Annotated in this window: 14 protein-coding genes, 2 tRNA genes and 3 pseudogenes; 12 read left to right on the plus strand and 7 right to left on the minus strand. The window is 69.7% G+C overall.

The window, feature by feature from the left end; translation table 11 throughout:
- The first annotated feature begins 14 nt into the window (after positions 1 to 14).
- On the plus strand, positions 15 to 1148 hold the full coding sequence (recF, locus tag M2302_RS17100) for a DNA replication/repair protein RecF (RefSeq protein ID WP_280838877.1): 1134 nt from the start codon (positions 15 to 17) through the stop codon (positions 1146 to 1148).
- A 283-nt stretch (positions 1149 to 1431) separates the two neighbouring features.
- Positions 1432 to 1938 (plus strand): annotated as a pseudogene (locus tag M2302_RS17105) (DciA family protein); the annotation flags it as partial.
- A 7-nt stretch (positions 1939 to 1945) separates the two neighbouring features.
- On the opposite strand, the gene M2302_RS17110 reads toward M2302_RS17105, so the two are convergent.
- Positions 1946 to 2176, minus strand: coding sequence for a hypothetical protein (locus M2302_RS17110; RefSeq protein WP_210774051.1), 231 nt, complete (start codon positions 2174 to 2176; stop codon positions 1946 to 1948).
- A gap of 86 nt (positions 2177 to 2262) precedes the next feature.
- Here M2302_RS17110 and M2302_RS17115 point away from each other — a divergent pair, with 86 nt between their 5' ends.
- Positions 2263 to 2748 carry a MarR family transcriptional regulator gene (locus M2302_RS17115; protein ID WP_210774053.1) on the plus strand — a complete coding sequence of 162 codons (486 nt, stop codon included), beginning with the start codon at positions 2263 to 2265 and terminating at the stop codon, positions 2746 to 2748.
- A 55-nt stretch (positions 2749 to 2803) separates the two neighbouring features.
- Here M2302_RS17115 and M2302_RS17120 read toward each other — a convergent pair whose 3' ends face one another.
- Positions 2804 to 3358: a hypothetical protein gene (locus M2302_RS17120; protein ID WP_210774055.1), complete on the minus strand. Its 555-nt coding sequence runs from the start codon at positions 3356 to 3358 to the stop codon at positions 2804 to 2806.
- A 523-nt stretch (positions 3359 to 3881) separates the two neighbouring features.
- On the opposite strand from M2302_RS17120, the gene gyrB reads away from it, so the two are divergent.
- The 6 genes from gyrB to M2302_RS17150 all read left to right on the plus strand — a co-directional run bounded on the left by gyrB (position 3882) and on the right by M2302_RS17150 (position 10024).
- Complete coding sequence (gene gyrB / locus M2302_RS17125; RefSeq protein ID WP_280838878.1) at positions 3882 to 5828, plus strand: DNA topoisomerase (ATP-hydrolyzing) subunit B; 1947 nt, start codon at positions 3882 to 3884, stop codon at positions 5826 to 5828.
- Positions 5829 to 5957: 129 nt separating this feature from the next.
- Positions 5958 to 8477, plus strand: a complete 2520-nt coding sequence (gyrA, locus tag M2302_RS17130) for a DNA gyrase subunit A (protein ID WP_280838879.1) — start codon at positions 5958 to 5960, stop codon at positions 8475 to 8477.
- A 4-nt stretch (positions 8478 to 8481) separates the two neighbouring features.
- On the plus strand, positions 8482 to 9369 hold the full coding sequence (locus M2302_RS17135) for a DUF3566 domain-containing protein (protein ID WP_280838880.1): 888 nt from the start codon (positions 8482 to 8484) through the stop codon (positions 9367 to 9369).
- Between the two features lie 289 nt (positions 9370 to 9658).
- Positions 9659 to 9732 (plus strand) — tRNA-Ile (locus M2302_RS17140).
- Positions 9733 to 9776: 44 nt separating this feature from the next.
- The gene (locus tag M2302_RS17145) at positions 9777 to 9905 is read left to right on the plus strand and encodes a DLW-39 family protein (RefSeq protein WP_210774060.1); all 129 of its coding nucleotides are present in this window, start codon (positions 9777 to 9779) and stop codon (positions 9903 to 9905) included.
- 43 nt (positions 9906 to 9948) lie between these two features.
- Positions 9949 to 10024 (plus strand) — tRNA-Ala (locus M2302_RS17150).
- Positions 10025 to 10086: 62 nt separating this feature from the next.
- Here M2302_RS17150 and M2302_RS17155 read toward each other — a convergent pair.
- Positions 10087 to 10671 carry a tyrosine-type recombinase/integrase gene (locus M2302_RS17155; RefSeq protein ID WP_280838881.1) on the minus strand — a complete coding sequence of 195 codons (585 nt, stop codon included), beginning with the start codon at positions 10669 to 10671 and terminating at the stop codon, positions 10087 to 10089.
- A 202-nt stretch (positions 10672 to 10873) separates the two neighbouring features.
- The gene (locus M2302_RS17160; protein WP_280838882.1) at positions 10874 to 11263 is read right to left on the minus strand and encodes a DUF3592 domain-containing protein; all 390 of its coding nucleotides are present in this window, start codon (positions 11261 to 11263) and stop codon (positions 10874 to 10876) included.
- 921 nt (positions 11264 to 12184) lie between these two features.
- Here M2302_RS17160 and M2302_RS17165 point away from each other — a divergent pair.
- Positions 12185 to 12640 carry a VOC family protein gene (locus tag M2302_RS17165; protein WP_280838883.1) on the plus strand — a complete coding sequence of 152 codons (456 nt, stop codon included), beginning with the start codon at positions 12185 to 12187 and terminating at the stop codon, positions 12638 to 12640.
- Positions 12641 to 13980: 1340 nt separating this feature from the next.
- Here M2302_RS17165 and M2302_RS33140 read toward each other — a convergent pair.
- The 3 genes and pseudogenes from M2302_RS33140 to M2302_RS17180 all read right to left on the minus strand — a co-directional run.
- A pseudogene (locus M2302_RS33140) lies at positions 13981 to 14180 on the minus strand (tyrosine-type recombinase/integrase); the annotation flags it as partial.
- Positions 14181 to 14209: 29 nt separating this feature from the next.
- A complete protein-coding gene (locus tag M2302_RS17175) occupies positions 14210 to 15103 on the minus strand; it encodes a helix-turn-helix transcriptional regulator (protein ID WP_280838885.1) in 894 nt (297 codons plus the stop codon).
- Between the two features lie 151 nt (positions 15104 to 15254).
- Entirely contained in the window at positions 15255 to 16277 is a 1023-nt protein-coding gene (locus M2302_RS17180; protein WP_280838886.1) for a zinc-dependent alcohol dehydrogenase family protein, read from the minus strand.
- Positions 16278 to 16493: 216 nt separating this feature from the next.
- On the opposite strand from M2302_RS17180, the gene M2302_RS17185 reads away from it, so the two are divergent.
- Together M2302_RS17185 and M2302_RS17190 are read left to right on the plus strand one after the other, a co-directional pair.
- Positions 16494 to 17321, plus strand: coding sequence for a DUF1028 domain-containing protein (locus M2302_RS17185; protein ID WP_280838887.1), 828 nt, complete (start codon positions 16494 to 16496; stop codon positions 17319 to 17321).
- Positions 17284 to 18103: pseudogene (locus M2302_RS17190) on the plus strand (inositol monophosphatase family protein). Before M2302_RS17185 ends, M2302_RS17190 begins: the two are co-directional and overlap by 38 nt.
- Positions 18104 to 18366: the final 263 nt, after the last annotated feature.

Below are 18366 nucleotides of genomic sequence, written 5' to 3' on the forward strand. Positions count from 1 at the left end.
GGTATCCACAGCCTGTGTACGTCCGCCGGCTCGAACTGGTCGACTTCCGCTCGTACGAGCGGGTCGGCGTCGACCTGGAGCCGGGGCCGAACGTCCTGATCGGCGCCAACGGCGTCGGCAAGACCAACCTGGTCGAGGCGCTGGGCTACGTCGCGACCCTGGACTCGCACCGGGTCGCCACGGACGCCCCCCTGGTCCGGATGGGCGCCGCCTCGGCGGTGATCCGCTGCGCGGTGGTGCACAAGGGGCGGGAACTCCTGGTCGAGCTGGAGATCGTCCCGGGCAAGGCCAACCGGGCCCGGCTGGGCCGCTCACCCGCCCGGCGGGCCCGGGACGTGCTCGGCGCGCTGCGGCTGGTGCTCTTCGCCCCAGAGGACCTGGAACTCGTCCGGGGCGACCCGGCCGAGCGCCGCCGCTACCTGGACGACCTGCTGGTGCTCCGGCAGCCCCGGTACGCCGGGGTGCGCGCCGACTACGAGCGGGTGGTCAAGCAGCGCAACGCCCTGCTGCGCACCGCGTACCTGGCCCGCAAGACGGGTGGGTCGCGCGGCGGGGACCTGTCCACCCTGGCGGTCTGGGACACCCACCTGGCCCGGCACGGCGCCGAGCTGCTGGCCGGCCGGCTGGAACTGGTGGCCGCGCTGGCCCCGCACGTGACGAAGGCGTACGACGCGGTGGCGGCGGGCCGGGGCGCGGCGGGGATCGCGTACCGGCCGTCGCTGGATTTGGCCGAGCCGACCACCGACCGGGCGGTGCTGGCCGAGGCGCTGACCGCCGCGCTGGTCGAGGCCCGGTCGAACGAGATCGACCGTGGCACGACGCTGGTCGGCCCGCACCGTGACGAGCTCAGCCTCACCCTCGGCCCGCTGCCCGCCAAGGGGTACGCCAGCCACGGCGAGTCCTGGTCGTACGCGCTGGCCCTGCGGCTGGCCGGGTACGACCTGCTGCGCGCCGACGGCATCGAGCCGGTGCTGGTGCTGGACGACGTCTTCGCCGAGCTGGACGCGGGCCGCCGGGAGCGGCTGGCGGAGCTGGTCGGCGGGGCCGGTCAGCTCCTGGTGACCTGTGCGGTCGACGACGACGTGCCGGCGGCGCTGCGCGGCACCCGGTACGCGGTGGGCGAGGGGACGGTGCGACGTGTCGACTGAGCCGGAGCACGCCGCGGAGGGGGGTGGGCCGACCCGCCGGACCGGCGGCCCGAGTCGCGCCGCCTCGGGCGGCCAGCGCGGTGCGCGTACCCCTCGGGGAGCTGGAACCGACGCGGGCGGTGCCGCCGTCCACGCGGCCGGTGGTGGCGCGGACGCCGCGCCTGGTGGTCGGGGCGCCGGAGCCGGCGGGTCGGCGCGACCGGCCGGCGCGCCCGGTGCGCCCGGTGCCGGGAACGCCGACGGGGCGCGACCGGCCGGTGCCGGTGCGGACGCCGCAGCCGGGGCGGGCGCGGCCGGGCCGGAGCTGGCGCGGGCGGTGCTGGACGCGGCCAAGGCGCGCCGGGCGGAGACGGCGAAGACCCGGCGGAAGAGCGCGGTCTCCGGCGACGGCGGCGAGCGGCGGCTGCGCGGCTACTCCGGGTCGGGCCCGGACCCGCGTGACCCGCAGCCGCTCGGCGTGGTGCTGGAACGGCTGATGAAGGCGCGCGGCTGGCAGCAGCCGGCCGCGGAGGCGACCGTCTTCGGCGCCTGGGAGAAGGTCGTCGGGCCGGAGATCGCCCAGCACAGCCGCCCGGTCAAGCTGGAGGACGGCGAGTTGACCGTGGAGGCGCGCTCGACGGCCTGGGCCACCCAGCTGCGGCTGCTCGCCGGCTCGCTGCTCAAGCGGATCGCCGGCGAGGTGGGCCACAACGTGGTGCGCAAGCTGCACATCCACGGCCCGGCGGCGCCGTCCTGGTCGAAGGGCCCGCGGCGGGTCCGGGGCCGCGGCCCGCGCGACACCTACGGCTGAGCCGGGCTCACCGCTCGGCGCGGCGGGCCTCGCGCTCGGCGCGCTTGCGTTCCCGCTGCTCACGGCTCCACCGCTTGCGGTTCTCCAGGTCCCGCTTCCACGCCTCGCGGGCCTGCGTGGAACCGCCCTGCACGGCGCCCGGCACCCCCTCGGCCGGGCCGGCCAGGTACTTGTAGGCCCAGGCCCACAGCCTGCCGCCCTCCCCGGGAGCCCGCTGCTGCCGCTTCTCCTCGCCCATCGCCGACCTCTCCTCGATGTTTGGTGCCCCAACGATTGGTACGCCAATGGTTGGTATCATAGCAACGACCACGAGGAGGCCGATCGGTGCGTGACCAGTTGGACGGGGATCCGCTGGCGCTGGAGCAGCAGGTGTGTTTCGCCCTCTCCGTCGCCGCGCGCGGGGTCGTCGCCGTCTACCGGCCGCTGCTGGAGCCGATGGGGCTGACCCACCCGCAGTACCTGGTCATGCTCGCGCTCTGGCAGCACGCGCCGCTGTCGGTCCGGGAGTTGAGTCGCCTGCTCCAGCTCGATCCCGGCACGCTGTCGCCCCTGCTCAAGCGCCTGGAGGCGGCGGGCTACCTGCGGCGCGAGCGGGACGCCGCAGACGAGCGGAGCCTCGCCGTCACGCTCACCGCCAGCGGTCAGGCCCTGCGCGCCCGCGCCGAGCAGATCCCGCCGACGATCGTGGAGCGGCTCGGCATGCCGATCGAGGAGCTGCGGCGCCTGCACACGATGCTGACCGAGGTGATCGGCGCGGCCAACCGCGCCGTGACCGGCACCCCCGCCGCGCCGGGCCCGACGACTTCCTGACGACGCCGGCGACCCGCCCGGTCAGGTCGACGGGGCGGGTCGGGCCGGCGCGCGATCAGGCGTCGGCGTAGACGGCGAAGCCGCGGTCGGCGCAGCGGCGGTAGAAGGCGGCCAGCACGCCCAGCTCGGCGCAGGTGAAGTCCCACTGCGGCGGGTTGCCGTTCTCGTCGCGCAACGCGTCGAGCCGGGTGCCCAGCCAGCGCAGCTGCTGCTCGGCGAGCCGCCCGTCGGCCAGCAGCGAGCGGAGCACCTCGCTGACCGACTCGAAGGTGACCGGCTCGCCGAACGGCCGGTGCTGGGCGACGAACTTCTCCACGCCGCCGGCGATCCAGGAGCACCCGTCCGGGTCGATCACCGGGTCCTCGTCCTCGGCGGCGGCGTCAGTGGCGTAGAGCACATTTTCCAGGCCGAGGATCAGGTCGACCAGTTCGGTGTAGGCGGTCGCCCGGACCGTCCCCGTCTTGGCGATGTGTTCGGCCAGCGCCGCAGTCGGTGCGGAGATCTGCGGGATGTCCACGATCTCCCCGAAGTCGACGAACTCGGCCGGCGCGACCGGATCGTAGAAGCGGCCGGTCCGCGGCCAATGCACCGCGACGTTGTCCAGCCCCATCTGGCGTCACCCCTTGTGAGCACGTGTCGGATCGATCGAGTCGATCGTCCCGGTTACGGATGGTAAAGATCAAGACGAGCACCGGTGGCGCCGCAAAGGTACGGTACGGCCGCTCTGCGCGCGACCCCCGACCGGCCGTCGGCACGGCCCGATTCCGTGGCGGCCCGGCCCTCGATCCCCCCTTGGCGTGTAGGGGGAGTCGCGGCCAGCGCGATTCGGGCCGCTACGGAGGTCTCAGACGCCGCGCAGGGGGTGCCGAGTGGCGTCTCTGTCGTCCGCGCACAGTAGGATTGACAACGAGACGAAGACCCGACGCGGAGCGACGGACACGGGCCTGGGAGGCCCTTGGTCAACGTACCGCGGCGGGTGGAGCCGATCGCGATCCGCGGGCAACCGCGGCGACCGGCGTACGCGATCCGTGACCTGGAGTTCCCGGGGGCGATCCGTGCGCCGACGTCGCGTCCTGTCCGCCGAACCCGCGCCTCCGCGCCCTGGCGCGGCCGGCGCGAGAAAGTGGCCGAGGGTGGCAGCGCAGGACAAGCAGGAGTACGGCGCCGAGTCGATCACCGTCCTCGAGGGGCTCGAGGCGGTGCGTAAGCGGCCCGGTATGTACATCGGGTCGACCGGCGAGCGCGGTCTGCACCACCTCGTGTGGGAGGTCGTGGACAACGCCGTGGACGAGGCGCTGGCCGGCTACTGCGACACCATCGACGTGGTGCTGCTGGAGGACGGCGGCGTCCGGGTCACCGACAACGGCCGAGGCTTCCCGGTCGACCTGCACCCCAAGCTGAAGAAGCCGGGTGTCGAGGTCGCGCTCACCGTGCTGCACGCGGGCGGCAAGTTCGACGGCAAGGCGTACGCGGTCTCCGGCGGTCTGCACGGCGTCGGCGTCTCCGTGGTCAACGCGCTCTCCACGAGGATGGCGGTGGAGATCCACAAGTCCGGCTTCGTCTGGCGGCAGCAGTACGCCAACTCCAAGCCGTCGCCGCTGGAGAAGGGCGAGACCACCGACCGCACCGGTTCGGCCGTGACCTTCTGGCCGGATCCGGACGTCTTCGAGACCGTCGACTTCGACTTCCAGACCATCTACCGGCGCCTGCAGGAGATGGCCTTCCTCAACCGTGCCCTCCGCATCCATCTGCTCGATGAGCGGGTCCCGGAGGGCGAGGAGGGCAAGCCGCGCGAGGTCACCTTCCTCTACGAGGGCGGCATCGCCGACTTCGTCCGGCACCTCAACGCCTCGAAGAACCCGATCCACAAGACGGTGGTCGAGTTCGGCGCCGAGGAGGAGGGCATGTCGGTCGAGATCGCCATGCAGTGGAACGAGTCGTACGGCGAGTCGGTCTACACCTTCGCCAACACGATCAACACGCACGAGGGCGGCACCCACGAGGAGGGCTTCCGGGCCGCGCTGACCAGCGTCGTCAACCGCTACGGCGCGGAGAAGAAGCTGCTCAAGGGCGACGAGAAGCTCTCCGGCGAGGACATCCGGGAGGGCCTGGCGGCGATCATCTCGGTCAAGCTGGCCAACCCGCAGTTCGAGGGCCAGACCAAGACCAAGCTGGGCAACACGCCGGTGAAGAGCTTCGTGCAGCGGGTCTGCAACGAGTGGCTGGTCGACTGGTTCGACCGGAACCCGGCCGAGGCCAAGACCATCATCCAGAAGGCATCCCAGGCGGCCCGGGCCCGGATCGCCGCGCAGCAGGCGCGCAAGCTGGCCCGGCGCAAGTCGCTGCTGGAGTCCGGCTCGATGCCGGGCAAGCTGGCCGACTGCCAGTCCACCGACCCGCGTGAGTCCGAGGTGTTCATCGTCGAGGGCGACTCGGCCGGCGGCTCGGCCAAGCAGGGGCGCGACCCGCGGACCCAGGCGATCCTGCCGATCCGCGGCAAGATCCTCAACGTGGAGAAGGCCCGGATCGACCGGGTGCTGAAGAACAACGAGGTCCAGGCGCTGATCACCGCGCTGGGCACCGGCATCCACGACGACTTCGACATGGAGAAGCTGCGGTACCACAAGGTGGTGCTGATGGCCGACGCCGACGTCGACGGCCAGCACATCCAGACGCTGCTGCTCACCCTGCTCTTCCGCTTCATGCGGCCGCTGGTCGAGCTGGGGCACGTCTACCTGGCCGCCCCGCCGCTCTACAAGATCAAGTGGAACAAGAAGGGCGACGACGCGCAGTACGCGTACTCGGACCGCGAGCGCGACGGCCTGATCGCGCTGCGCCAGCAGAAGAAGCCCAACGCCCGGCCGGACGACATCCAGCGGTTCAAGGGTCTCGGTGAGATGAACTATCCCGAGCTGTGGGAGACCACGATGAACCCGGCCACCCGCACCCTGCGCCAGGTCACGCTCGACGACGCCGCAACCGCCGACGAGCTGTTCAGCGTGCTGATGGGTGAGGACGTCGAGGCGCGCCGCTCGTTCATCCAGCGCAACGCCAAGGACGTGCGGTTCCTCGACATCTGACGGTGGTGGGCGGGTCGGCCGGGCCTCCCCGGCCGACCCGCCGGTCCACAGAGTTATCCACAGCTTGGCCGGTTTCCACAGCCGTTATCCACAGCACGAAAACGACTCTGAGTCTGATAAGGGTTAACAGTGACCGATACTCCCGAGTCCACCCCGAACGAGCCGGAGATCCCGGAGACAACCGCGGCCGTCGTGGCGCACGACCGGATCGAGCCGGTCGGCCTCGAGGTCGAGATGCAGCGCTCGTACCTCGACTACGCGATGAGCGTCATCGTCGGCCGGGCCCTGCCGGACGTCCGGGACGGGCTCAAGCCGGTCCACCGCAAGATCCTTTACGCCATGTTCGACTCCGGCTACCGGCCGGATCGCGGCTACGTGAAGTGCTCCCGGGTCGTCGGTGACGTGATGGGCCAGTTCCACCCGCACGGCGACTCGGCGATCTACGACGCGCTGGTCCGGATGGCGCAGCCCTGGTCGCTGCGGTACCCGCTGGTGGACGGCAACGGCAACTTCGGCTCCCCGGGCAACGACCCGGCCGCCGCCATGCGGTACACCGAGTGCAAGCTCGACCCGCTGGCCATGGAGATGCTGCGGGACATCGACGAGGACACCGTCGACCTGCAGGACAACTACGACGGCCGGGCCAAGGAGCCCACCATCCTGCCGTCGCGGATCCCCAACCTGCTGGTCAACGGCTCCGAGGGCATCGCGGTCGGCATGGCCACCAAGATCCCGCCGCACAACCTGCGCGAGATCGGCGCGGCGGTGCAGTGGTGCCTGGAGAACCCGGACGTGGACGAGGCGACCACCCTCGAAGCGCTGCTGGAGATCGTCAAGGGCCCGGACTTCCCCACCTACGGCCTGATCGTCGGCCAGGCCGCGATCCAGGACGCGTACCGGACCGGGCGCGGCTCGATCCGGATGCGCGCCGTGGTGGAGGTCGAGGAGGACAAGCGCGGCCGCCCCTGCCTGGTGGTCAGTGAGCTGCCCTACCAGGTGAACCCGGACAACCTGGCCGAGCGGATCGCCGAGCTGATCAAGGAAGGCAAGCTCGCCGGCATCGCCGACATCCGCGACGAGTCCTCCGGGCGTACCGGCATGCGGATCGTGCTCGTGCTCAAGCGCGACGCGGTCGCCAAGGTGGTGCTGAACAACCTCTACAAGCACACCCAGCTCCAGGAGACCTTCGGCGCCAACATGCTGGCCCTGGTCGACGGGGTGCCGCGCACCCTCAACCTGGCCCAGTTCCTCCGCTACTACGTCGAGCACCAGATCGACGTGATCCGCCGGCGGACCGCGTTCCGGTTGCGCAAGGCCGAGGAGCGGGCGCACATCCTGCGTGGTCTGGCCAAGGCGCTGGACGCCCTCGACGAGGTGATCGCCCTGATTCGGCGCTCGCCCACGGTGGACGACGCCCGGCAGGGCCTGATCCGGCTGCTGGAGATCGACGAGATCCAGGCGACCGCGATCCTGGACATGCAGCTGCGCCGCCTGGCCGCCCTGGAGCGGCAGCGGATCATCGACGACCTCACCAAGCTCGAGATCGAGATCGCCGACCTCAAGGACATCCTCGCCAAGCCGGAGCGGCAGCGGAAGATCGTCTCGGAGGAGCTCGGCGAGATCGTCGCGAAGTGGGGCGACGAGCGGCGTACGAAGATCGTGCCGTTCGAGGGCGAGGTCTCCATGGAGGACCTGATCGCCCGCGAGGACGTGGTCGTCACGATCACCCGCACCGGGTACGCCAAGCGGACCAAGGTCGACCTGTACCGCTCCCAGCGGCGCGGCGGCAAGGGCGTCAGCGGCGCCACCCTGCGGCAGGACGACATCGTCAGCCACTTTTTCGTATGCTCCACCCACGACTGGATCCTGTTCTTCACGAACAAGGGCCGCGTCTACCGGGCCAAGGCGTACGAGCTGCCGGAAGCCAGTAGGGTGGCCAAGGGCCAGCACGTGGCCAACCTGCTCGCCTTCCAACCGGACGAGCAGATCGCGCAGATCATTGAAATTCCGAACTACCAGGTGGCTCCCTACCTGGTACTGGCCACGAAGAACGGCCTGGTGAAGAAGACGCGGCTCGAGGAGTTCGACTCCCCCCGTTCCGGCGGCATCATCGCGATCAACCTGCGCGATGAGGACGAGCTGGTCGGTGCTGCCCTCGTCGCGCCCTCCGACGACCTGCTGATGGTGTCGAAGAAGGCGCAGGCGATCCGGTTCAACGCCTCCGACGAGGCGCTGCGGCCGATGGGGCGGGCGACCACGGGCGTGATCGGCATGCGCTTCACCGACGACGACGTGCTCCTGGCCATGGAGGTGGTTCGGGAGGGTCTGGACGTTCTGGTGGCCACGAACGGGGGATACGCGAAACGTACCCCGATCGAGGAATACCCGGTCCAGGGCCGGGGAGGTAAGGGCGTGCTGACTGCGAAGATCACCGAGCGACGCGGTGGTCTGGTCGGCGCGGTCGTGATCGACCCGGAGGACGAGTTGTTCGCGATCACGAGCAACGGCGGTGTCATCCGGACTCCGGTGAAGCCTGTACGCCGTACGCGTGACCGGAACACAATGGGGGTCAAGCTGATGGACCTCCCGGACGGCGTGACTATCGTGGCGATTGCTCGCAATGCCGACGAGCCTGACGAACAGGACTAGTTGAATGACGGAGACACAGGCGAAGTCGGGGAACAAGGGGACCTCGGCCAACCCGGTCGACGAAGAGGCCGCCAAGAGCGGCACATCGGCGGCCGGCCGCGCCGCCGTGGGCCGGGCGACCGTCCCCGCCGACGCGCCTGCCCCGAAGTTCACCCGGGCTCCCGGCATGGCACCGCCGCCGGACAAGCCCGGGGAGGACTCGGGGGCGAGCGAGAACGCCGAGACACCGGTACCCGACGCGCCGACCTCCGCGGCCGCGCCGGTCAGCGCCCCGGTCGCGCCGGCGACCACCACGCAGCCGATCAAGGCGGGCACCGCCACGTCCCCGTCCAGCACCGGCACCCAGCCGAAGGTGGGCGGCCCGACCAGGCCGTCGCCCGACGGCGGCCGTCCGGCCGGCACCGCCCGCCCCGCCAACGGTGGCGGCCTGCCGCCGGGTATCAGCGGAGCGGCGGCCGTCGGGGCCGCGCGCGTGGGTGACGCGGTACGCGCGGCGCGTAGCTCGGTCAGCTCGGCCGCGTCCCGCGGGCCGCGCCGGGCCCGGCTGAACCTCAAGCGGATCGACCCGTGGTCCGTGATGAAGTTCGCCTTCGCCGTCTCGGTGGTGCTCTTCATCGTGGTGGTCGTCGCCACCTCGGTGCTCTACCTGGCCCTAGACGCGATGGGCGTCTTCCAGAGCGTCAACGAGAGCCTGACCGACCTGGTCAACGCCGGCGGGCAGGGCACCGGGGGCTTCCAGATCACCGCCCGGGGCGTGATCCTCAGCTCGGCGCTGATCGGCCTGGTCAACGTCGTCCTGTTCACGGCGCTCGCCACCCTCGGCGCGTTCGTCTACAACGTCTGCGCCGACCTGGTCGGCGGGATCGAGCTGACGCTCGCCGAGCGCGACTGACACCCGACGACGCCGGGGCACCGCGGTCGCCCCGGCGTCGCCGTGTCCGGCCCCCTCACCGGCCCCGCCCGTCGTCCGGGCTCGCCGCACGGTTTGGGGCGTGTCGCGGTGTCCCGGCGAGCTGACACCGCGACACGCCGCAAGCCGAGTTGATCTCGGCGCGGGACCGCCCGGGGAAAGCAGTCGCCGCCTCGTCGCCGGTACGGGTACGGTCGGGTGGGACGGGCGCCACGACCACCCCGATTTGGGACCGGACGTGGCGATGGGTTAACCTTGCTCGTCGCCACGCGGGGCTATAGCTCAGTCGGTTAGAGCGCAGAGCTGATAACTCTGAGGTCGCTGGTTCGATTCCAGCTAGCCCCACCGCACACCGTTCCGACGGCTAGTCGAGCGCGAGGGGTCGCCCCATGTTCAAGAAGCTTCTGTTCCTGGTCGGCGTCGTCGGCGTGGCCGCCCTGGTCGCCAAGAAGGTCAAGGCTTCCAACGACGAGCGCGCCCTCTGGCACGAGGCCACCACCGCGCCCGACCTGCGCTGATCCCGCCGGCACCGGCCAGCACCAGGCGGCTCCGACCGCCCTCGGGGCCCTAGCTCAACTGGCAGAGCACTGCCTTTGCAAGGCAGGGGTTAGGGGTTCAAGTCCCCTGGGCTCCACCATTTACGCTCCTCACCTGCGGTTTCCCAGTTTGCTTGATCGACTAGTACAACGTCAGTACAGATCAGGCTTGATCTAGGCCCGTGAGGGCCGAACGCAACACATTGCCGACGATGCCCCGGGGCCGGTCCCGCTTCGGCCACCAGTGCACGTACGTCTCCAGCGTGATCCGCAGCGTCTTGTGCCGGAGCATGCGCTGCACCTCCTGTGGCTCGGCGTGATTCGTGATCAGCGTCGTGGCGAAGAAATGTCGCAGGGCGTGGACGGTCCCGGACGACCCCGCTTTGGGCTCGCTCAGGTAGAAACCGCCGTGCTCCTGCGGCGCGTACCGCAGCTGCTGGACGATGTGCAGCCCTCCCCGCTCCTGGTCGATGCAGCGCGCACCAACCTCTACCCCGAGCGCTTCACCCAGGCGGCAACCTTGCCCCGCGCCTAACCAGATCGCCGCCCGATATCGAGCAGGCACGGCATCAAGGCGGCCCGCAAGCGGGCCGCGCCGGCCCGGCCCCGGCCTGCTGGCGACCTCCGGCCGGCATCGGCCGGGCCGTCCGGCCACGCTGACGGACGACAAGACCTTGAAGACCTCAGGGCTCCGCCCCGAACCCCGGCCCTCCTCAGAGATGCCGCCGCGGATCACCTCGCCGGGCACCACAAGGGCTACCAGCCTCCCCGGGCGGGGCCAAGGTGGAGCGCCCGGCCAGCTTCGACCGGTACGTCTCCCAGAGCTTCGGGTTCGCCGACACCTGCCGGCCCATCGACCTTGGCCCCGTCCGGGGAGGCTGGACGGTCTGCGACTGCCCGACGAGGAGATCCGCTAACCAGCCGAGACCAATGTGGTACTAATGACGAGTTCAGCCCAGCGCGACGGTAAGTGCAATGGCAATGAGGCACGCGGTGACTACTACGGTCCCGATGGTCTTGAAGATCAGCATGATGACGCCCTCGGACATGACTGCCACCTCGGGGTTTCCTGGAAGGTAACGCACCAGGAAGTCCTGCCCGACTTCGACGTCCGGGGCAACGTGGCCGGTGATCGTGTGCTTGCCACGCGGGGATGAGTACGTGACGCTGCCCCTCCACACCGGGCCATAACGACCGGCCGACCGCCTAAGGCTGGTAACCCTGCCGTTAACGGTCTGACCGAAGAGCCGCAGCCGCCACTCCCGCACGGTGGTTCTGCCCTCGGTCAAATAGAAGAGGGCAAAGATCGCCGCCCACAGGATCGGAAATACCCACTCCACGGCCGCACCCCAATCCGACAACACAGGAGGGCCGCGATCGTATCCGCAACGCGCCAGACCACCACAGACCATCCGGGGCGCTGCTTGCCGAGCTGACAGCAGCCGCAGCCGCGATGACAGCAACGACTGACAGCAACGGCGCTGGGCGGGCCGACACAGCAGCGGACCCGTGAAGCGGTGGGACCAGGAGTCGCCGACAGTGCCGCACCAAGCCGGACAACCTCGCCGAGGCTACGGATCAGAGGACCGGCCGGGCCATCCGCGGGCCACAAGGTGGTGTCATCCGGGGCCAAACCAGGCCACGCGAGAGCGCACCGAGCAGTCGTAACGCCACCCTCCAAGCCGATCTTGTGAGATTCCCAAGCTGACAGTGCGGGTTCGATTCCCGTCACCCGCTCCACACGAAAGGCCCTGGTCGGGACGCGAGTCCCAACCAGGGCCTTCGGTTTTGGGAGGTCAGCTCACTCGGGCGGGCCATACACGGGCCATAGGCTGCCCATCCAGTCGCCCAGTCAGTCCGACGACGGATCGCCCAGCGCCTCCAGGAACACCTTGGCGATCCGCTCGTCCACCCGATACCGGCGATGGCGGTAGTCGGTGGGCGTGCCGCTGCTCGCCGCCGGACCGAGCGGTGTCGGCGTCGGTGGTGACGTCCAGGAGCGCCTTGACCCACTCCCGCCGGTCGGCCCGGTGGTCGGCCAGTGTCTTCCGGATCCTCCGCGACGTGGCCCAATCGGGGGGTAACGTCCGGCGGTAGGAACAGCGGCGGCAGTAGCCGCTCCCGATCCTCGATCACAGAGGCGTTGATCCGGTCTTGGTGACTGATGGCCGGCGGGAGCCCGGGTGGCCCGGGGCCAGGACCAAAGGGTTCCCGCCGTCGGGACAGAACACCGAAGACAGGACAGACAAGGAGTGGGTACGATGGACGTCAATCTTGAGGTGGTCACGATCCCGGTGTCGGATGTCGACAGGGCGCTGGAGTTCTACCGGGATCGCCTGGGCTGGCGACTGGACGCAGACATCAAGGTCAGCGACGACGTCCGCATCGTGCAAGTGACCCCGACTGGTGACGGCCATACGTCCATCGCGTTCGGCACAGGCCTGCCGATAGCCGCTGCACCGGGGTCGATGCGGCACCTAGAGCTAGTGACCTCCGACGTCGTGGCCACACGGGAGGAGCTGGCCCAGCGGGGCGTCGACGTCACCGAGGTCTACCACGGCCCCGGCGGTGCTTTCTGGCCCGAGGCGCGCCAACCCGGCCCCGACCCCGAACGTACGAGCTACAACTCGTTCGCCTCATTCCAGGACCCGGACGGAAACGGCTGGACGCTGCAGGAAATCACTACCCGCATGCCGGGTCGCGAGGCCCGTTCGTGACATTACAAGCCGCGTCGTTGCTACACCACCTACTGCCTGCCTCCTGAGACGGGCCATCCACGGGCCACAAGCCGATGTCATCGGGGGCTACGTGAGGCCGCCTACGGCCGAGGCGAGCAGGAGAAGCGGCGCACGTCGAAGCGATCTTGTGCGATTCCCAAGCTGACAGTCGGCCCGTGCCCGCGTGCCCCTTGCGTGCCCGTTGCTATGGGAGACGACGGTCAACGGCGGTCAGCTCCTGGACGTGGCGGCCAGCGTGGCGAGGCAGGTCAAGCCAGGGCGCTGCCCTGCGAGTTCCGGCCGTGTCCACACTTCCTAAACCGTGTGGCTGTACAGCCATCCGTACAGCCAAGCCGGCTGACGAACACCAGTGACAGGCGACGGCAGCCGACAAGTCGAGCAGGTCAACGGTTGTCACCGACGTCGGCCGACAGGAGTCTTGATCTTTGCAAGGCAGGGGCAACCCGTCGATGCCAAGCGAAGATCGACTAGTACAACGCCAGTACAGATGAGCGCCGCAAGAGGTGTCAAACGTCGAGAGGGGCTGACTGGTCCGGCCCGAGGTCGGAGCGTCGATGAGTCCGCTTCCGAACGGTGCGAGGCACGCTCGCGGCTTAGGGGTTCAAGTCCCCTGGGCTCCACCAGCACTTTCCTTGGTTGATCTCGGTTCCGAGTACAGCCATTCGTACAGCCAAGCGGTTACGCCGTCCCCTCCTGGCCGAGCAGGCAATCGATGGCCGAGGCCAGTAGCGGGACGTGGATCTCAACAACTATCTTCGGCACGGCGGTGATTCTCGCCCCGGGCTGAGGTGACTGCGGCGGCGGGCCATTTATGGGCCAGTACCCAACGGGCCGAGAGGGCACGGGCGGGCACGAGACGTAACCGTGCCCGTTTTTCCGAGCAGGCACCTCGGGCGATCACGACCTCTTGAGCACGCTCTTCCAAACCAAAGCTCGCGTCGGCATGCTGGTGGGGTGGACAACCCGCCCGCTTCCGCGCCGTTCACTTTGCACCTGTACTGCAGGGTCGACGTGCTGGTTACCGATGCTCAAGCTCTCACGGATCGGCTGTTGACGAGCTGCGGGACGCGGATATCGACTGGTCGAAGGAAGGCGACGATCTCGAATCGGCGACCGCAGAGCTGCGCGGCAGCGCCGCTGTGTCGCTCGGGGCAGTAGCGGACATCAGCCGCATGGTCGAAGACGTGCCTGGAGTCGAGTTTCGAGGCGGTTTGTGTTGGGCGGAGCCGGGGCCGCCTCGGGAGATTTTCAGCCCAGCGAGCCAGCAGTAGGAGCGGATCCGGCGTCGGCTGTATAGCCATTCGTACAGCCAAGCCGGCTTACGAGTCGCGCCACCAGTGCACGTACGTCTCCAACGTGATCCGCAGCGTCTTGTGCCGGAGCATGCGCTGCACCTCCGGTGGCTCGGCGTGATTCGTGATCAACGTCGTGGCGAAGAAATGTCGCAGGGCGTGAAGGTCCTGTGCTACTTCGGCCAGCCGGCGGCGTCGCGCCAGTCCGCCCACTCCCGAGACCAGGTCGCCAGTTCGAAGCAATCCACCTCGCCCATCAACGAGTGGCTGTGGTGGACTTCGCCCCAGACCCTGGTTGCCTGGTGTCGAATTCCTGGGTTGCTGCCCAGCTTGCGAGCAGTGCGAACTTGTCGGCGGACTCAGAGCCCTCATCGACGCTGTAGGTGGCGATGGACAGGCCCGTTTCGCCGGGCATCTCGAACACGTCGAAGGTGATCTCGATTTCACCGACCTCGGGGTGGCGGTAGACCTTCTGGCCGGTGCGGTGCTCGTGCACGTCCTGGCCGGCCCAGTCTTCCCGGAACTGCGGGCTGCGGGTTGATAGTTCCCCGACGAGTGCGGTGAGGTCGCTGTTGAGGGGGTCTCGTCCGGCCTCGAGTCGCAGCATCGCGGCGGTCATGCGGCGGGCCAGTGGCCAGTCCTCGTAGTAGTCCTTGGCGCGGGGGTCGAGGAAGACGAACCTGGCCATGTTCGGCTTCTCGGCCTCGAAGTGTGGAGAGAACAACGCGCGCCCCATGAGGTTCGAGGCGATGAGGTCTTGTTGCGCGTTGTACACGACGGCCGGGACCGCCAAATTGTGCAGGACGCGCTGCACCGATGCGCGCACCGACCGCTTTGTCGGCTTCCTGCTGCGCGCTGCCGACGCCGCCAGGGCGGTGCGGGCCAGGTCGAACAGGTGCTCACGCTCGACGTCGTTGAGCTGCAACGCCCGCGCGATGGCATTCAGCACGCTCTCGGAAGCGCCACGGATATTGCCACGCTCGAGACGGGTGTAGTAGTCGAGGCTGACCCCGGCGAGCATGGCGACCTCTTCGCGCCGCAAGCCCGGCACGCGTCGCTCTCCGCCGTAGTCGGGAAGGCCCGCTTGCTCGGGGGTCACGTGCGCGCGACGGGAGATCAGAAATTCTCTGACCTCGTCCTTGGTGCTCAACTTCCACGGTAGCCACGCTTCGTAGTCGCTTGAGGGGGCCCGTCAGTACCCCCGACGCCTCAAGCGGCTGGTTCCTGCCGGATTCGTGAGAACGCGTCCGCCCGCCCCGCTGTGACGACGCGGGGCGGGCGGGGAGTGCGTGCGGGTGGCGTCAGGCGGTGAGGAGCACCTTGATGGCGCGCCGCTCGTCCATCGCCTTGTAGCCCTCCACGGCCTCCTCCAGCGGCAGCGTCAGATCGAAGACCTTGCCGGGGTCGATCTTGCGGTCCCAGATCAGCTGGATCAGGTCGGGCAGGAACCGGCGCACCGGGGCAGGGCCGCCGTGCAGATGGATGTCGGCGAAGAACAGCTCCAGGCCGGGCAGCTCGACATCGTGGGCGACGCCTACGAAGCCGACGTGCCCGCCGGGCCGGGTGGACCGGATGGCCTGCATCATCGACTCCTGGGTGCCGACCGCCTCGATCACGCTGTGCGCACCCAGTCCGTTCGTGAGCTCCTTGATCTTCGCCACGCCCTCGTCGCCGCGCTCCTGCACGATGTCGGTCGCGCCGTAGAACCGGGCCAGCTCCTGCCGCTGAGGGTTGCGGGACATCGCGATGATCCGCCCTGCGCCCAGCTGCTTGGCGGCGAGGACGCCCATCAGGCCAACAGCGCCGTCACCGACGACCGCGACCGTCTTGCCAGGGCCGGCGTCGGCGGCGACGGCAGCGAACCAGCCGGTGCCGAGCACGTCGGACGCGGCCAGCAGCGACGGGATCAGCCCCGGGTCCGGCTGCCCCGGCGTGGCAACCAGGGTGCCATCCGCCAGGGGGATACGGGCCTTCTCGGACTGGGTCCCGACCGTCGCCGACACGAATTCGCCGTGCACGCAGCGGGACTGGTAGCCGGACCGGCAGATCTCGCACGTGTTGTCGGAGATGACGAACGACCCGACGACGAAGTCGCCGACCTTGACGTTCTTCACCTCGGGGCCGATCTCCTCGACGACGCCCACGTACTCGTGACCCATGATCTGATCCTTGACGGGCTCGAGGCCCCGGTACGGCCACAGATCCGAACCGCAGATGCAGCTCGCGGTCACGCGGATGATGGCGTCGGTGGGCTCGATGATCTTCGGGTCTTCACGCTCCTCGACGCGGACGTCGCCGGCGGCGTGCATGACTACTCCACGCATCGGGTGTATCTCCTTGCTCTGTGGATGCCTGCGGCGCCGAGCCGAGTCTTGGAAGCCGCGGCATCCCCGTCTTCCCGACCCATGAAACTTCGGTGCCGGCCCCGCTGGGAGGGTGTGACAGGCCCCTCAGGCGCCTTCCTGCGCTGCCCCGACCATCGGCCTGGCAACCGAGGCCGGCTCTGGCATGCCGGGCGTTCGTCCGGGTACGTGCCGACCGTGACCTTCTCGATCGCCGCACGGTGTCCACGTACCGGCCAGCTCGGGGTGGGAGCCCTGACGGCCAGACCCGCGGTCGGCAAGCTCGTCGCACACGTCCACTCGGGCGGTGCGGTGGCGACCCAGGCCACCCCCAACCCGTTCCTGGCCTACGACGGCCTGCCGCTGCTCGGCGCGGGCCGCTCGCCGCAGGACGTCCTGACCGAGCTGCTGGCCCGTGACCCGGGTCGGGAGGTGCGGCAGGTGGGCATGGTCGACTGCCAGGGTCGCTCGCACGCCTTCACCGGCTCCCGTGCACGTGACTGGGCGGGGCACCGCACCGGGCCGGGGTACGCGGTGCAGGGCAACCGCCTGGTGGGCCCGGAGACCCTCGCGGAGATCGTCCGGGTGTTCGAGGACAGTCGGGAACTCGACCTGGCGGAGCGGCTCGTGCTGGCCATCGGGGCCGGCGAGGAGGCCGGCGGTGACCGGCATGGCGCACGGTCGGCGACCGTGACGGTGATCGGTGATCAGCCGTACCCGCTCTGGGACGTGCGGGTCGACGACGCCGAGCATCCGGCGTGGGAACTGCGCCGGCTGCACGGCGTCTTCCAGGAGGAAGTGTTGCCGACCATCCAAGGGCTGCCCACCCGCGACGACCCCATGGGCGAGGCCGCCCGGCAGGCGCTCGGGGCACAGGTGGAACACAAGACACCGTCAGACACCGTCAGACGCCGGCAACCAGCCAGCAACGAGGGCAAGCCGCGAGCCCCTCTGAGCAGGCGTCGGTGGGGATTGGGCTCGCCCCGATATGGTGCCCGGCATGATCAACCCGTACGCGAGCCTTGACGATGCCGGGGTTGCGGTAGCTGCGGCACGTGCCGGCGCGGACGTGGTGCGCAGCATGTACGGCCAGCGGCTCACCCGCATCGACAAAGGTGCCGGGGATTTCGCCACCGCCGCCGATGTGGAGGCTGAGCAGACGATCCTGGACGTCATCCGTGCTGCTCGGCCCGATGACGCGGTGCTCGGCGAGGAAGGCGGGCAGCGGGGCGCGGCCGACGTGGTGCGCCAGTGGTTGGTGGATCCCCTGTGCGGCACGCTGAACTACGCCGTCGGCAACATGCTGGTGGCCGTCAACGTGGCGCTGCGCGATGGGGCAGCGGCGGTGGCCGACCCGTTCAGCGGCGAGGTCTTCTTCACCGACGGTGAGACCGCCTGGGTGCGGCATGACGGTGTCGATGGCGCAGCTGACGCCCACGCCCGCCACCCAGTTGGTGGACGTGAACCTGGATCCGCCGTTTCCGAGCGCGCCTGGATTCCGGGCCGTGGACCTGCTGGCCCACCCTGGGTTCGTCGAACGGTTCCGGCCGCGGGTCGTGTCCACAACGCTGGCCTTGGCCTGGGTCGCGGCCGGCAGGCGATCCGCATACGTCACCGATGGCGGTGACCTGGCCGAGAGCGTGCACTTCGCCGCCGGCATCGCCCTGTGCCGGGCCGCCGGTTGCGTCGTCACCGGAATCGACGGCGCCCCGATCGGGCGTGCAGGCCGCGGGCTTGTGGTGGCGGGCGACGCCGAGACCCACGGGCTGCTGATGTCGATGATCGGCAGCCGAAGCTGGAAGCTGTGACCGCACAGGTTTCCGGGCTGGGTCAGCCGACGCGGGACAGATCCGGTCTCGGGACGATGCTGTGGCCCTGGCGCAGCAGGATTGGCGCGACGTTCTGGCCGGGGCTCGCCGATGATGACTGGGCCGACCAGCTGAACTCCGTGCTCGGTAACACCTCGCCGGGCCGCGGGGCCAGGACCCGCGCGGCGTAGGGGAGCGGACGCCGACCGCGTCGGCGAGAGGGAGGCGGTCCGGCGGCAGGCCGCCCGGACTCACTGACAACC

It is taken from the genome of Micromonospora sp. A200 (genome assembly GCF_029893845.1).
Classification (GTDB): domain Bacteria; phylum Actinomycetota; class Actinomycetes; order Mycobacteriales; family Micromonosporaceae; genus Micromonospora; species Micromonospora purpureochromogenes.

Bases quoted from the DNA above. Each gene is read 5' to 3' on its own strand.
- M2302_RS17110 (WP_210774051.1), bottom strand. From the start codon at position 2,176: ATGGGCGAGGAGAAGCGGCAGCAGCGGGCTCCCGGGGAGGGCGGCAGG.
- M2302_RS17120 (WP_210774055.1), bottom strand. From the start codon at position 3,358: ATGGGGCTGGACAACGTCGCGGTGCATTGGCCGCGGACCGGCCGCTTC.
- M2302_RS17135 (WP_280838880.1), top strand. From the start codon at position 8,482: ATGACGGAGACACAGGCGAAGTCGGGGAACAAGGGGACCTCGGCCAAC.
- M2302_RS17145 (WP_210774060.1), top strand. From the start codon at position 9,777: ATGTTCAAGAAGCTTCTGTTCCTGGTCGGCGTCGTCGGCGTGGCCGCC.
- M2302_RS17165 (WP_280838883.1), top strand. From the start codon at position 12,185: ATGGACGTCAATCTTGAGGTGGTCACGATCCCGGTGTCGGATGTCGAC.
- M2302_RS17180 (WP_280838886.1), bottom strand. From the start codon at position 16,277: ATGCGTGGAGTAGTCATGCACGCCGCCGGCGACGTCCGCGTCGAGGAG.